Source organism: Streptococcus cristatus AS 1.3089 (assembly GCF_000385925.1).
In the GTDB taxonomy this organism is placed as follows: Bacteria; Bacillota; Bacilli; order Lactobacillales; family Streptococcaceae; genus Streptococcus; species Streptococcus cristatus_B.
Window position 1 is genome coordinate 1,984,613 of sequence record NC_021175.1, and the last position, 14,040, is coordinate 1,998,652.

The window sequence follows — 14,040 nt, forward strand, 5'->3', positions numbered from 1 at the left end:
TTAGTAAAAAACCATTATTTTCTCTCTACCAAATCTCTCCAATTATCTTTTAGTCTTACATGACGCTCCATCTGCTCTTTTTTATCAGGAAGTGCCATATAATCTCCATAACGATTTGTTAAATAACAATCGGCATCATTCGGTCCGTCAAATTCGAAACCTTCAAATAAGTACTTCTTTGCTGGAAAAAATGTTTCATAAGCCACTGTCTCTCCTAAATAACCTTTAACCCCATAAGCAATCGTAATTTTCGAGGTCTTCTTATTCGATCGTACTAGCCATTCCATCAACTTATACATATTAGAAGGGCCAATAATGTAGGAAGGAAAACCTACAATTCGTCGAATCCAAAGATTTCTTTTGAGTTCCTTAGATTTTTGGGACATATAAGTTAAATGAGGCGTAAACTTTTTATAACAGCGAGAACTATTATGTGACAAATCCAACATTCGGAAAAGCAAGCCTTTCATATTACGAAGTATGTTATTCTCAGGCACAAAATCAATAGGAAGCATATCTAGATAAAGATGATTTTCACGACTAAATCCTTCTCCTAGAACATCAAAGTAACTCAAGGATTTACTTTGTAACTTCATCACTTTAAAAACATGATCTTTAGTATCTTCTGGAGAAATTAGTTCAAAATATTCATTGTCTACAAAAACTTCTTTCAAACGATTATAATCTTCACGAAACATAACCAAATCAATATCATCATCCCAAGGAATAAAACCACCATGTCGCAATGCACCTATAAGGGTACCTGCTACCATGTAGGAAACTAATCCATACTCTTGACAAACCTTATCAAACTGCCTATACATTCCTAAATAGGCAGCTTGTAACGCCTTTAATTTCTCATCTGAAATTTTTTGATACATTGGATTAAAGCGTTCACTTAAAGCCAATTCCCATTCAATTTTACTTGTACTTCGCATTTATTTACCTTTTAATTATTTTTAACAACCACATTGCCCACCTATTCAAAGAAAAAGCATACACAATATCACTGACTAAGTCCTTTTCTCCTGCATACAAATGTTTATTCTTTAGCAAATACCACATAACAGATGGTTTTCTACACTGTAAAAATTTAATCCGCCATTGCGTCAGCTGTATAGCCTCATTTACTATATCTTCCTGATCTTGCCTCTTTAGTTTTAGAACTATTCGTTTAACAGATTGATAACGTGCTAACACTTTCTCCAAATAGTCGATTCTAGACTGACGAGTTTTATTAAAGCTTTTGCTATCTATTGATTGTGTTACATTGCTAAAATGAATTCTGTGCTGATCTAAAATTTTGTCCACTGCGATGACTTGCCCATATAGGGGAGCTAACATCCCAAATAGAACATCATGATAGTCAAATCCAGGAAGTTCTTGATAAGATTTATCTAAGATATCTTTCAAGACTTCCCCCCTAAAAGCTGTCTGGTAGCCTGAAGGCCATTTTTTCAAGAGAAAGCCCAGCTCTTTAACCTGACTATGACCACATAATGAAGGCCTCTCAATTACTTTATTATATTGGTCAATGATTTCTGATTGGTTGTAAGCCATAGCTACGCTAGGATCTAGCAAGTACGGAGATAGCGTCGAGACTTTATCTGGAAGCCAAATATCATCTTGATCAGAAAAAAAGACGAGCCCCTCCTGAACCTGAGTGACTAGATGTAAAAAAGTATTAAAATGTCCAAGATTCTCTTCATTTTGACTAACTTGCCAAGTTGATAGCTCATATTTATTAATATAATGCTGAATAAATTCATAGGTACCATCTGAAGAAGCATCATCACAGATAATCACTGCATCTGGTGCCAAATACTGAAGCCGAATAGAATCTAATTGTTGTTCAATAAACTTCCTTCCGTTATAAGTTGCCATTAAAATACTAATCATGTTTTACTTCCTTAATACTTTTTTATAAACTCTCTTTTTCAGGCTCAGGGGCATATAAACAAAAGCACTAATTAATAGTAGATTTTTTAACCATTCTTTTATATTAATCATTCTTTCCTTCAGCATAAAGTCATTGACCACTTTCCAGCTAGTAATTTGAGCTGGTTGGCTTCTCCGCACATGCATGCCATTCCCAATACGCGCATAAACCAATGATTGGCTAAGATTTGCAAATCGGCAACCTTGCGCAGCCATACGTACCCATAAATAGTAGTCTTCAACCAGTGGAAGTGGTTGATAACTACCAGCTTTTTGTACAGAAGATTTTTTAAAAAAGATTGTCATGTGACAAAATGGATTACGAGTCTTCATGTATGACAATATATCCTCATTAGTTAATGGCATTCTTTTTTCCGAAGCAACATCTTCTATTTCCGAATATATTTCCGTAACAGCGCTTCCTAAAACATCTATATCAGGATGCTTTTTGAGATAAGCTATTTGTTCTTCAAATCTATTTGGTTTGGCAATATCATCTGTATCCATTCGAGCAACCCAGTCATAGGTGCAATATTCTAAACCTTCTTTAAGTGCAATTCCCAAGCCTTGATTTGTCTCAAGAGTAACTATTTTAATTTTTGAAAAAAGGCTTTGATAACGTTCAATCACACTTTCTAACTCATCTGTCAGAGGACCATCTTTTACTAAAATTAACTCATCAGGTCTACAAGTTTGGTTAACTAAGATGCTCTCTAAACTGTCTGATAAGTAGCCTGGTTCTTCTTTTCTATATACTGACATTAAAACTGAAAACTTTATCATCATTATCTCCTATTCATTAACAGAATTTTTATTCCTCTCTGTTCTTTTAATAGAATCGGAAAAGGAAACAAGTTGATAAAACTCTGGATAATCCGAAAGTTCTTTCGCATAAACCAAATCAGAAAAAAGTTTGTTGAAAATTGGGAAAATCCTCCCCATTCCTCTTAGTAAGCGGTCAAATCCAGGTAATAAAAGAATACTTTTTCCATGATTCTGTTTAATTTCTTTTACCAATTGAGATGTGTTTACATAAAAACTATTCTGGGGATGGAAGGTACCTGCCTCCTCATTTTTTATTAGAAGTCGAATAAATTCACTCAGGTTATCAATATAAATCATACTTCTAGAGTTATTGACTTTTGGAAATATAAGCAATTTGTTTGCCAAGTTGGATAAACGTTGGTAATTTCCCTTTGCTCCTAACCCGTAAACCATAGGCGGACGAACAATTGCAACGTTAAAAGTCGGACTAGATAAATTCACAAGTAACTTTTCCGCTTCTAGTTTGCTTCTCCCATATAGTGATTGGGGGGCAGGAATAGTATTTTTCGTGATGACACCTGGTTCTTTTAAATCTCCGTATACACTCATACTACTCATGAATATGAATTGAGTTACTCCCTCTTCTTTGGCTTTCTTGGCTAAAGCAAATGGTAATTGAGTGTTTACTTGATGATAAATAGCATCCATCTCTTGCGAAGGATTAGCTAAATGAACAAGTGCTGCCACATGAAATATTACATCATATCCAGAAAAGGATAATTTTTCCCACGCATTTGTATGAACATCTAATTCTTCAACTATAATATCCTTAAAATCTGATACATAAGATAAAAAACTTCTCCCAATATAACTACCTTTCCCTGTAATTAAAACTTTCTTCATTAGCAGTTAATCCTTCTGTTCCATTGTTCCTGTCCCTCCTTCAACAACACCGTCACTTTTCAACACGCTCAGAATAGTTCCAAAGAAACAGCGAAAGTCTAGAGCAAAGGACATATTTTTACATAGTAGCCATCAAGTTCAGCTTTTTGTTTGATTGGTAGTTCATCACGACCATTAATCTGTGCCCAACCAGTCAATCCTGGTAACACATCATTAGCACCATACCTATCACGTTCCTCAATCAAATCATATTGATTCCAAAGGGCAGGCCGAGGGCCAATGATGCTCATGTCTCCAACAAAGATATTCCAAATTTGCGGTAATTCATCAAGAGATGTTTTACGCATGAATTTCCCAACCTTCGTAATCCATTGATCAGGATTTTCTAATAAATGAGTGGGAGTGTCTTTAGGTGTGTCAATCCGCATCGTTCTAAACTTTAAAATAAAAAAGTGTTTTTGTGTAATCCTATACGTTTTTGTTTAAAAAGTACTGGTCCCTTTGAATCTAACTTTATGGCTATAATCAGAACAAGAAATAGAGGTGATAGTACAATCATACCGCAAAAGGATAAAATAATATCAAGAATACGTTTAATAAATTTATACATATTTTATCTACCCCCTACTGTTGCGCAAATTTTATTAATTTAGCTTTCAATTCTGCTCCATCTAATTTGGAAATAGAATCAACGAAAGCTGTTACTTCTGAATTAGGTAAAGCTTGAACATTTCCTACAAATATTTTTTCATAGATTTGTTCGTCAACTCGCTCTTCGGTAGAGAGCAATTCCTCATACAATTTCTCTCCTGGGCGAATTCCAGCTTCTACAATTTGGATTTCCTCTTCCGTATGACCGCTCAAGGTAATCATTTTTTTAGCTAAATCTAAAATTTTAACTGGCTCACCCATATCTAACACGAAAATTTCTCCACCATGCATTAGCGCACCCGCTTGAATAACAAGACGACTTGCTTCAGGAATAGTCATGAAATACCGTGTCATTCGGAAATCTGTGACGGTAATTGGACCACCGTTCGCAATTTGCTCCTTGAACAAAGGCACTACACTACCTCGACTGCCCAAAACATTCCCAAAGCGAACCGCTGCAAACAAGGTTTTCCCTTCCTCATTCAAACTCGTAACAATCATTTCAGCCACCCGTTTTGTAGCTCCCATGACGTTTGGAGGATTCACAGCCTTATCTGTAGAAACCATTACAAATTTAGCAACTCCAGCTGCTTTGGCAGCTTCAGCCACATTTTTGGTTCCATAAATATTGTTTTTTACTGCTTCAGTTGGGTTGTATTCCATCAGTGGGACGTGCTTATGAGCTGCAGCATGGTAAACACGATCAGGTTGATATTCATGCATAATATGGAATATCCGTTCTCGATCTTGTATATCCGCGATAAGAGGCACAATCTCGACTTTATCTCCATATTGAGCAAGTAATTCTTTATGAATTAAATAGATAGAATTTTCTCCATGACCTAAAAGTAGCAACCTTGCAGGAGAAAAACGAGCAATCTGACGACAAAGCTCTGAACCAATTGAGCCTCCTGCTCCTGTTACCAAAATTGTCTTACCATCAATATTGGATTGCAAACTCGTTTGATCAAGTCTAACTTCTTTTCTTCCCAATAAATCAGCAATATCAATTTCCCGTAATTTATGTACTTTTAGCTTTCCGGTAACCACTTCTTCATATTTTGGCATGGCACTAACTTTAGCACCTGTCTTTTTACAAAGAGAAAAAATCTGCTCATACTCATCTGGTTTAAGAGAAGGAATTGCTAGGACAATCTGACTTATCTCATAATTTGCTACAATTTCAGGGATTTGCTTATCCGTACCAACAACTTTGACACCATGTAAAAACGAGCCTTGCTTACTTGTATCACTATCTACAACAGCAATAATCTTTAACTCAGGTGACTCTTTTAAAGCCGTTTTAATAAATAGGCTTCCACCATCCCCTGCTCCGACAACTAGCGTTCTACTTACTTTGCTTTCTTCAACCTCTGTATAGGTTGTTCCGTTTTTAAAACTAAACCACATTCTCCAGCAAAGACGTATGGACATAGTAAATAAAATAGAGAACATGCAACTAAGCAATAAAAAACGATAGCTTGTATGCAAGGATAGCGCAAGTTCTACTAAGAAAACAATAAAGTAAGTACCTACCAAGGTTAGACTGATCGTGCTGAGAGTTTTATAGTCCGTGTAACGATTGATAATCGAAAAGAGTTTCGTTTTGATTCCAATTAAAAAATAGAGCACTACTGTCATTGTTAAGGTTTGTACAAAACTCAAATCTGACAGCAAAACATATTCAGATAAAAAGAAGTATGCCACAAAACCACTAAATATATTAAAACAGCATCTGCTATCATCAGAATAATTCTTTTTTGTGATCGTGTTAATTCCATAATATCCCTTTATTTATTCTATTCTTCTTTCAGTCGATCCCCATAGTGTCCATAGGAACCATAGAAACCGTATTTGTCTGCTTGCACATTGTATTTATTTAAGACCACGCCAAGGAAAGGTGTGGATGATTGCTCCAATTGCGTTTTAGATTTTTGAACCATTTTACGCTTGACTTCATTTGTAGACACAACCAAAAGACTGGCATCGCAAACTTTGGCAATCAAGGTTGCGTCTACCACCATACCAATCGGCGGTGTATCCACGATAATATAGTCGTAATGACGGCGCAAGACGCTCATCATAGTGGTAAATCGCTCACTCTGGAGAAGAGCCGTTGGATTGGGTGACGCTTGTCCAGAGGTAATGACGAAGAGATTCTCCTCATCCGTTTCGCACAGTCCTTGAGACAAGTCTGTATTTCTCGCAAGATACTCTGTCAAGCCAGAAACCTTCTCACCGCTCTTAAAGACTCCACCTAGCATTTTTGAATTTCGGATATCTGCGTCAATCAAAAGTGTCTTATGACCCGCCTTAGCAAAGGTTAGAGCAAGATTGGTTGAAGTTGTCGTCTTCCCTTCACCTGGGAAGGTAGAACTAACAGCAATCACCTTGATATCTTCACCGCTAAGTTGGATATTGGTCCGAAGAGCATTGTAATACTCCTCTACCCGTGAAATAGAAAGTTTTTTCTTTTTTGCTAACTCTAGTATTGGCATTGTATCTCCTAACCTACCTTACTCATATCTGGGATGACACCAAGTAATGTCATGCCTAGGGTTTCTTCGATATCTTCTGGCTTCTTGACACGGTCATCAAGGATTTCCACGCTCACTACCACAAGAACCATCAAGACACCACCCGCAAGCACTCCAATGATGGTATTTCGACGAATGTTTGGAGAAGACGGTGTTTTCGGCGTCTCCGCTTCTTCCAGCGTTGTAACATCAGAGACCTTGGTAACAGCGATGATTTTCTCAGCAGCAACTTCACGCAAGGTATTAGCGATACGGCTTGCTTCTGCCGGATCCGCATGCGTAACCGTAATAGACACAATCCGAGTATCTGTCGGTACGGTCACAGTTACCTTAGATGCCAAATCAGATGGCGAACCTGACAATTTCAATTCTGAAATGACAGATGCCAAGACATCTTGAGATAAGATGATTTCCTTATAGTCCTTTACCAGATAAGAACCTGCCTGCAGGTCTTGGTTGGTCAAGGTAGGATTTTCTCCCTGCTGACGATTGACAACGTAGATACGCGTCGTGCTCTTATAAGTAGGCTTAGCAATAAAAACACTGTAACCTAGAGCTAAAATCCCCGTCAATAAGGCAGTTAAGATGATTAAAAACTTCCGTTTCCAAAGTGTCTTCAACAGAGACAACACATCGATTTCGATCATTTGATTTTCTTGATTCATGTATTTACTTTCTCCAGAGTTTGATTGATTAAATAAACTCGTTACTTAATAAGATTTCTTGGTTTGTCTTAAAGAGTTCTTCCGCACGCTCAGCGCCGTATTTTTTCGCGACAATCTGATAGGCCTTTTGCATATAAGGCGGTCTGTCATCAAGATTGTGCATATCGCTGGCAACGAAATGAACCAAGTCCCGTTCTAGAAAGAACTGAACACGCTTTTTCATAAATTTGTAACGATCACCAAAGAGCTTGGGTTTCAAAACATTTGAACTGTTGACCTGCATATAGCAGCCCATATTGATCAATTCGCTGACCCTATCTTCATCATTTTCCAGACAGTGATAGCGCTCGATATGAGCCACCACTGGGGTCATGCCGAGGCGGATAACATTGCCCAAGGCTGAGTGAATATCCTTATAGGGTGTATTCATACTAAACTCGATCAAGATATACTTGGTGCCACCTAGACTGGGAAATGTCCCCTCTTCCAGCTTTTGCAAGATGTCGCTAGTATAGTAAATCTCAGCTCCATATAGCACGGTCAAGTCGTCAGCAACTTGCTTGGCCAAGTCCTGCACTTGCTTAAAATTTGCTGCAATCTTTTCTTCAGGTGTTTCAAACATGCCCTTTCGGCGATGAGAAGTAGAAATAATGGTACGAACACCCTGACGATAGCTCTCTTCTAGTAGACGTCGGCTATCCTCTAATGTCTTAGGACCGTCATCCACATCAAAAATGATATGCGAGTGAATATCAATCATGCTTTACTTCCCTTCCATCACTTCTTGGATTGCTGCTTTGGCCGCTGCCAAGCTATTTTGATCAATTTCCATCATGTAGAGATTGGCTTCTGGCATGGCATAAGAAGGCAGACCTGTATTTCCAGTTCCGGTCAAGGCCTGAGAAGTCACATTATAACTTCCACCTGACTCCAACTGAGTATTGATCAGATTCATCATCGTTTCCAAGCTCATATCGGTCTGGACAGAATCCTGTAGCCCTGAAAGAATGGCGTTGTAATTCTTCAGTGCATCTGTCGAAGTCAGTTTCTTAATGACTGCTGCAATAACCTTTTCTTGGTTCTTACCACGATCATTATCTCCACCATTTAGAGAATAACGCTCACGGACGAAGCCTAGAGCTTGGTCAGAATTCAGATGGATCTTGCCTACAGGGAAATGGTAATTGCCGTGCAGGCTAGTAAACTCTTGGTCGTTCTCAATATCAATTCCGCCCAGCAAGTCAATCAACTTGAGGAAGGAAGTGAAATTCAGGCGCACGTAATAATTCAAATCAATGCCGTAGAGGTTCTCCAAGGTGTGAACTGAAGCATCCACGCCGTAAATACCCGCGTGGGTCAGCTTATCTGGCTGATTGAGGCCACCGTCCGCAATTGGAACATAGGCATCCCGAGGCGTCGTCGTCAGCAAGACTTTCTTGGTCTTACGATTGACTGTCATGATAATATTGACATCCGAGCGTGACACAGAAGAAATCGGTCCATAAGTGTCAATACCACTGACATAGATATTGAAGACTTCTGCATTAGGATCCTGCTTACCGATAGCTGTATCAATCTTCTTGCTCATCTTGTGAGTGTAGATTTTTTTAATCTTAGAAGCATAGTCGGGATCTTCACCACGAATGGTATCTTCAAAGACGCTGTTCAAGACCATAGCCTTGGCTTCACCAGAAGTCAGTGACTTATAGGCAGCTAGATAAGAAGAAGCTGTATCCACTGTCAGCTCATGCCCTTGTGTCTGACTGATATTTTTCATCAGTGCTTGGACATTGTCTTGGTCATTGCCCGATGGCGCCAAGACACTTGTCAACTGCTTGAGGTCCGTGACATCGCTATCTGCCGGCACCACGATACTCATCTCATACTCAGAGTAGTTGGAAGTGGAGTTGACACCAGCCGACAAGTCGACCAAGCCTTTTACAGCATACATAGATACCGAACCCACAAGTAGAGCTAGTATTAGGAGAGCGCTAGTCGCCCTCTCTGCCTTCCCCTTGAAAATGAGGAATCCTGATAGGACTGCCACTGCTAGGATGAGGACTGTCACTAAGACATTCACATAGCGAAAAGCTAGAAAATGATAGCGGAAAATTGTGAAAATCAAGAAAGCCGCTAACAAAGTATAAACACCCAACAGGGTGCTGTTAAATATTTTCAAGCGATTGCTTTTCTTTTTAGATTTTTTTGATCTCTGATACATTCACCTTACTACTTTCTGTGCGAAATTACTCTAGTCTATTATAGCATAAAAACATGGCTTTTTTAAGAATTTCTTAAGAATATTATATAATTGTAAAAAAATCCTATTCTTTTGTCAACGACTTCAACTTTGAAATCGAATTCAAGCCAAAACACAGAAAAATAAAGCGATACCAAGGCATTGACACTACCTTATTCTGGTAGATAAGATAGATCTCCGCTCATGAAATTCAGAGAGCTACTGGCATATAGTAAGCATATTTGAAAAATTGTAGACAAAATTGAACCAAAAGTCCTATTTTTATGCTGAAAGTTTTGCTCCAATCTAGACGATTATAACAAGCCATCTCGGTCCACTTGCTCATAAGCTTGCAAACCATCATTGAGCTTGTCCCAGATGACTACCTGTCCTGACTGAAGGGACTTCTGCACATCAATGATGCGTTGATTAGAGGAACCACGAAATTGTAGCATGAGATTTTTCTTCGTGATATCAAAACGGCCGTCCACCAAGATGTCAATCAGACTCAGCAGCTCCAGCTTATCCTCCGTTTCCAGCATCATCTCCTCCCAAGTGTAGCCCGTCCAGGACCAGATATCCTTGTCCGGCAACTCTCTCCGAATCCGCTTGACCAAGGGCAAGAGAATGCCTGTGTTGAGAAATGGCTCGCCGCCTAGAAGGGTCAGTCCCTGCACATAAGGCTCCGCCAAGTCTTTCATAATCTGCTCCTCCAGCTCTTGCGTATAAGGAATGCCAGCGTTGAAAGACCAAGTAGCCGCATTATAGCAGCCTTCACAGTGAAACATACAGCCACTGACATAGAGGGAGTTGCGGACACCTTCGCCATCCACAAAGTTAAAGGCCTTATAGTCAATGATTCGCCCTTTACTCAGCTCCTCACTTTTCCATTCTTGAGGTTTGGGATTGTTCATCTTCATCCTCCAAATCAATCCAATAACGCTGACTTCTGTCGATTGTATTTTCGTAAACACCGCCAGCAGAGAGAATGGTACGGCGGCTGGCTTCGTTGTCTTCATCGCAGGTAATCAGCACTCGTTCCAGTCCTTGCTTTCGAGCCTCTGCTAACCCGAGCTCCAGCTGCATCTTGGCCAAACCCTTTCTGCGTTGACTGGGCCGGATAGAATAGCCTATATGCCCACCCTCCACAAATAATTTGTCATTCAAGGACAAGCGCAGAGCTAAAAAGCCCAGAGGCAAGCCGGTCTCATCAAAGGATAAAAATTGGATGGCAGGAACCCAACCTGCTGGCAAGTTTGCCACATCTTCCTTCCGTTCTACAATTTTCAGCCAATCCTCATAATCCTTTGCTCGTTTCCAAGTAGAGCCCATGCCGCCGTGCATGTAGGATTTTGCAGCATCGAACTCCGCAATCATCTCTAATATCGCGTTTTTATCTTCCAAAGTTGGTCGTCTTAGCTCCATGCTCCCTCCTCAATCTAAATCAATCCAATAGCGCTCTTTACCAGCTCGAACATCTTCTAATACTCCTCCATTAGCCAGAATCACCGCTCGACTGGCAGCATTGTCACTATCACAAGTCACTAAAGCGCGTTTGATATTTTTACTTTTGGCTACTTGCAAGCCTTGCCGCAGCTGCTCTTTTGCCAATCCTTTCCCACGCGCAGAGGGACGGATACTATAGCCGATATGCCCTCCTTCTTGAAGCAAATGGTCATTGAGCCGCAAGCGCAGATTGAGAAAGCCCACTGCCTGACCATCTGCAGCAAAAGAGATTAGTTGGATGTAGGGCACAAAACCTTGTGGCAAGCCTAGACCTGCCTCAGCTAGCTGAATAGCCTCCAGCCAGTCCTCATAAACAAAATCCGCTCCGCCAAAGAAGCCGTCCTGCCGGCTGCCAGCCGCTTCAAAGTCAGCCAGCATCTCTAAAATCTTTTCCTTGTCTTCTAGTTTCGGTCGTCTCAGCTCCATAGTTCCTCCTGATACGAAGAGAGTGAGACCGCCTTGCGCCCCACTCTGACTTCTATTGTTTCTTGTTCTTTTCTAAAAATTGCTGACGCAGTTTGGCCAATCGCTCTTTTTTGCCATTGCCTCCCCGCGAATGTTTTTCATGGAAACGCTGCACCTGAGCCTTTCCTTTGTCATCCAATTGATACTTTCCCATCTTAATTTCCTTCGTACTTAATAGTTGAGCCATTCATGTGCTTGACCCGAGCTGATATTTCCTTGTGGCGGCCATTGACCATTGGGCGGGCTTGCGGATTTCCTAAGTAGCCGCAGGTTCGCTTAACCACGTCAACTGTCTTGGGATCGCTGTTGCCACAGTTTGGACAGGTGAAGCCCCGCTCGGTCGGCGTGAAATCTCCCTCAAAGTTACACTTGTAACAGCGGTCAATCGGTGTATTGGTTCCCAGATAGCCGACCCGATCATAGGCATAGTCCCAGACAGCTTCCAGTGCCTTTGGATTTTGCTGCAGCACAGGATATTCACAGTAGTGAATAAAGCCACCAGAAGCACCCACTTCAGGATAAATCTTCTCAAAGTCCAGCTTTTCAAAAGGTGTTGGATTCTTGCGCACATCGTAGTGGAAGGAGTTGGTATAGTATTCTTTGTCAGTAATATCTGGAACGATGCCAAACTTCTCTGTATCCAAACGGCAAAAACGGTCGGTCAGGCTTTCGGATGGCGTCGAGTAAACAGAGAAATGATAGTCATACTGATCTGACCACTCTTCCACACGGCGTTTCATATCTTTGACAATAGCAATCGTAAAATCCTTGGCTTCAGGATTAGTCTCCCAATTACCGCCGTAAAAGACTGCTGCCACTTCATACAGACCGATATAGCCTAGGGAGACCGTTGCACGACGGTGAGTAAAGAGCTGGTCTACCTGATCATACTTGCCCAGACGTTGGCCAAAAGCCCCATACTGATAAAGAATCGGTGCATTGGCTGGACTGGCTTCCTTCGTCCGCTCCACTCGGTAAACCAAAGCATCCTCAGCGATATTCATCCGCTCGTTAAAGATTTCCCAGAATTTATCCAGATCCCCCTCGGATTCAAGCGCAATCCGCGGCAGATTGACAGTAACGACACCCAGATTCATACGGCCGGAGTTGACTTCCTGACCATTTTCATCTTTCCAGCCTTGCAGGAAAGAACGGCAGCCCATCGGCACCTTGAAGGATCCGGTCAAGTCGATAATCTTGTCATAGGAAAGCACATCGGGATACATGCGCTTAGTGGCACACTCCAGAGCCAGTTCTTTGATGTCGTAGTTGGGCGTTCCCGGCTCTAGATTGAGCCCACGCTTCAGGGTGAAAATCAGCTTAGGGAAAATCGCCGTGCGGTGCTCGCTTCCCAACCCCTTGATACGGATATTGAGAATAGCCTTCTGAATTTCCCGCTCAAAACGATTGGTGCCCAGACCAAAGCCCAGCGAAGTAAAAGGAGTTTGACCGTTAGAGGTAAAGAGAGTATTGATCTCATACTCCAGCGACTGCATGGCATCGTAGATGTCCTTCTTGGTCTTCGCCCAGGCGTACTCTTCCTGCTTATCCGGCAAAACCCACTGCTCCGCATCCTTGAGATGCTTTTGATAATTAAGCTCAGCATAAGGCGCCAAGACTTCATCAATCCGGTCCGCTGAGCAACCTCCGTACTGGCTGGAAGCTACATTGGCAATAATCTGTGAGATTTGAGCTGTCGCGGTCTGGATAGACTTGGGACTCTCTACTTCTGCATTCCCAATTTTGAAGCCATTTTTCAGCATGCTGTCAAAGTCAATCAGACAGCAGTTGGTCATTGGTGTATAAGGGCTGTAGTCCAAATCATGATAGTGGATGTCCCCCTTCTGGTGAGCATTGGCCACATGAGGCGGCAGCATCTTAAGGCCGATGGACTTGCCGACAATCCCAGCTGTCAAATCCCGTTGGGTATTGAAAACATCGCTGTCCTTATTGGCATTCTCGTTAACCACCGTCCGATCTTTGTTGAGGAGCTTGTCAATGGTAAAGTTAATATCTGTTGCTTTTGAGCGCTCAAAATCCCGTTGGGTGCGGTAAGTGATATAGTTCTCCGCAATGGCATATTCCTTGGCATTCAAAAGCTCATGCTCAACGATATTCTGAATTTCATAGATTTTGACATACTTGGCGAAGCGACTGCTGATTTCTGCCACAACACGGTCTGTGATGGTTTCGAGCTTAGCCTCCAGCATGGGCGTCATGGGACCAAGGTCCTGAGCTGCCCGCACCATAGCCTTATAAATCTTGCTCACATCAAAATTCACTCTCCGGCCGTCTCGCTTCTCAACGTAGATGGCGGGCGCTGTATCAAATTTTTCTTCTCTTAAAATCATCACAAACACTCCCCTTCATC

The 14,040-nt window shown here is 41.2% G+C and carries 13 protein-coding genes and 2 pseudogenes; all 15 read right to left on the bottom strand.

Annotated features, from left to right (window positions below; all coding sequences use genetic code 11):
• Positions 1 to 14: 14 nt before the first annotated feature.
• Complete coding sequence (locus tag I872_RS09785; RefSeq protein ID WP_015605929.1) at positions 15 to 938, bottom strand: LicD family protein; 924 nt, start codon at positions 936 to 938, stop codon at positions 15 to 17.
• Between the two features lie 4 nt (positions 939 to 942).
• On the bottom strand, positions 943 to 1,899 hold the full coding sequence (locus I872_RS09790; protein ID WP_015605930.1) for a glycosyltransferase: 957 nt from the start codon (positions 1,897 to 1,899) through the stop codon (positions 943 to 945).
• Between the two features lie 3 nt (positions 1,900 to 1,902).
• On the bottom strand, positions 1,903 to 2,724 hold the full coding sequence (locus I872_RS09795) for a glycosyltransferase (protein WP_111694594.1): 822 nt from the start codon (positions 2,722 to 2,724) through the stop codon (positions 1,903 to 1,905).
• Positions 2,725 to 2,730: 6 nt separating this feature from the next.
• Complete coding sequence (locus I872_RS09800; protein WP_015605932.1) at positions 2,731 to 3,606, bottom strand: NAD-dependent epimerase/dehydratase family protein; 876 nt, start codon at positions 3,604 to 3,606, stop codon at positions 2,731 to 2,733.
• A gap of 6 nt (positions 3,607 to 3,612) precedes the next feature.
• Positions 3,613 to 4,216: pseudogene (locus tag I872_RS09805) on the bottom strand (sugar transferase).
• A gap of 14 nt (positions 4,217 to 4,230) precedes the next feature.
• Positions 4,231 to 6,038, bottom strand: a pseudogene (locus tag I872_RS09810) (polysaccharide biosynthesis protein).
• Between the two features lie 18 nt (positions 6,039 to 6,056).
• Complete coding sequence (locus I872_RS09815; protein WP_015605934.1) at positions 6,057 to 6,755, bottom strand: tyrosine-protein kinase; 699 nt, start codon at positions 6,753 to 6,755, stop codon at positions 6,057 to 6,059.
• 8 nt (positions 6,756 to 6,763) lie between these two features.
• Positions 6,764 to 7,459, bottom strand: a complete 696-nt coding sequence (locus tag I872_RS09820; RefSeq protein WP_015605935.1) for a CspC family polysaccharide chain length determinant protein — start codon at positions 7,457 to 7,459, stop codon at positions 6,764 to 6,766.
• A gap of 28 nt (positions 7,460 to 7,487) precedes the next feature.
• Positions 7,488 to 8,219: a capsular polysaccharide biosynthesis protein Cps4B gene (cps4B, locus tag I872_RS09825; protein WP_015605936.1), complete on the bottom strand. Its 732-nt coding sequence runs from the start codon at positions 8,217 to 8,219 to the stop codon at positions 7,488 to 7,490.
• Positions 8,220 to 8,222: 3 nt separating this feature from the next.
• Positions 8,223 to 9,680 (bottom strand): LCP family glycopolymer transferase CpsA, encoded by a 1,458-nt coding sequence (gene cpsA, locus I872_RS09830; protein ID WP_015605937.1) that lies wholly within the window; start codon positions 9,678 to 9,680, stop codon positions 8,223 to 8,225.
• Between the two features lie 332 nt (positions 9,681 to 10,012).
• Positions 10,013 to 10,612, bottom strand: coding sequence for an anaerobic ribonucleoside-triphosphate reductase activating protein (gene nrdG, locus I872_RS09835; RefSeq protein ID WP_015605938.1), 600 nt, complete (start codon positions 10,610 to 10,612; stop codon positions 10,013 to 10,015).
• Positions 10,578 to 11,123, bottom strand: a complete 546-nt coding sequence (locus tag I872_RS09840) for a GNAT family N-acetyltransferase (protein WP_015605939.1) — start codon at positions 11,121 to 11,123, stop codon at positions 10,578 to 10,580. The genes nrdG and I872_RS09840 overlap by 35 nt, the downstream gene beginning before the upstream one ends.
• A gap of 9 nt (positions 11,124 to 11,132) precedes the next feature.
• Positions 11,133 to 11,630, bottom strand: a complete 498-nt coding sequence (locus I872_RS09845) for a GNAT family N-acetyltransferase (RefSeq protein ID WP_015605940.1) — start codon at positions 11,628 to 11,630, stop codon at positions 11,133 to 11,135.
• Between the two features lie 52 nt (positions 11,631 to 11,682).
• Positions 11,683 to 11,823 (bottom strand): hypothetical protein, encoded by a 141-nt coding sequence (locus I872_RS11350; RefSeq protein WP_015605941.1) that lies wholly within the window; start codon positions 11,821 to 11,823, stop codon positions 11,683 to 11,685.
• A gap of 1 nt (position 11,824) precedes the next feature.
• On the bottom strand, positions 11,825 to 14,020 hold the full coding sequence (nrdD, locus tag I872_RS09850; RefSeq protein ID WP_015605942.1) for an anaerobic ribonucleoside-triphosphate reductase: 2,196 nt from the start codon (positions 14,018 to 14,020) through the stop codon (positions 11,825 to 11,827).
• Positions 14,021 to 14,040: the final 20 nt, after the last annotated feature.

Coding starts and splice junctions, on each gene's coding strand:
- I872_RS09785 (WP_015605929.1), bottom strand. CDS start 938: ATGCGAAGTACAAGTAAAATTGAATGGGAATTGGCTTTAAGTGAACGC.
- I872_RS09790 (WP_015605930.1), bottom strand. CDS start 1,899: ATGATTAGTATTTTAATGGCAACTTATAACGGAAGGAAGTTTATTGAA.
- I872_RS09795 (WP_111694594.1), bottom strand. CDS start 2,724: ATGATGATAAAGTTTTCAGTTTTAATGTCAGTATATAGAAAAGAAGAA.
- I872_RS09800 (WP_015605932.1), bottom strand. CDS start 3,606: ATGAAGAAAGTTTTAATTACAGGGAAAGGTAGTTATATTGGGAGAAGT.
- I872_RS09815 (WP_015605934.1), bottom strand. CDS start 6,755: ATGCCAATACTAGAGTTAGCAAAAAAGAAAAAACTTTCTATTTCACGG.
- I872_RS09820 (WP_015605935.1), bottom strand. CDS start 7,459: ATGAATCAAGAAAATCAAATGATCGAAATCGATGTGTTGTCTCTGTTG.
- cps4B (WP_015605936.1), bottom strand. CDS start 8,219: ATGATTGATATTCACTCGCATATCATTTTTGATGTGGATGACGGTCCT.
- cpsA (WP_015605937.1), bottom strand. CDS start 9,680: ATGTATCAGAGATCAAAAAAATCTAAAAAGAAAAGCAATCGCTTGAAA.
- nrdG (WP_015605938.1), bottom strand. CDS start 10,612: ATGAACAATCCCAAACCTCAAGAATGGAAAAGTGAGGAGCTGAGTAAA.
- I872_RS09840 (WP_015605939.1), bottom strand. CDS start 11,123: ATGGAGCTAAGACGACCAACTTTGGAAGATAAAAACGCGATATTAGAG.
- I872_RS09845 (WP_015605940.1), bottom strand. CDS start 11,630: ATGGAGCTGAGACGACCGAAACTAGAAGACAAGGAAAAGATTTTAGAG.
- I872_RS11350 (WP_015605941.1), bottom strand. CDS start 11,823: ATGGGAAAGTATCAATTGGATGACAAAGGAAAGGCTCAGGTGCAGCGT.
- nrdD (WP_015605942.1), bottom strand. CDS start 14,020: ATGATTTTAAGAGAAGAAAAATTTGATACAGCGCCCGCCATCTACGTT.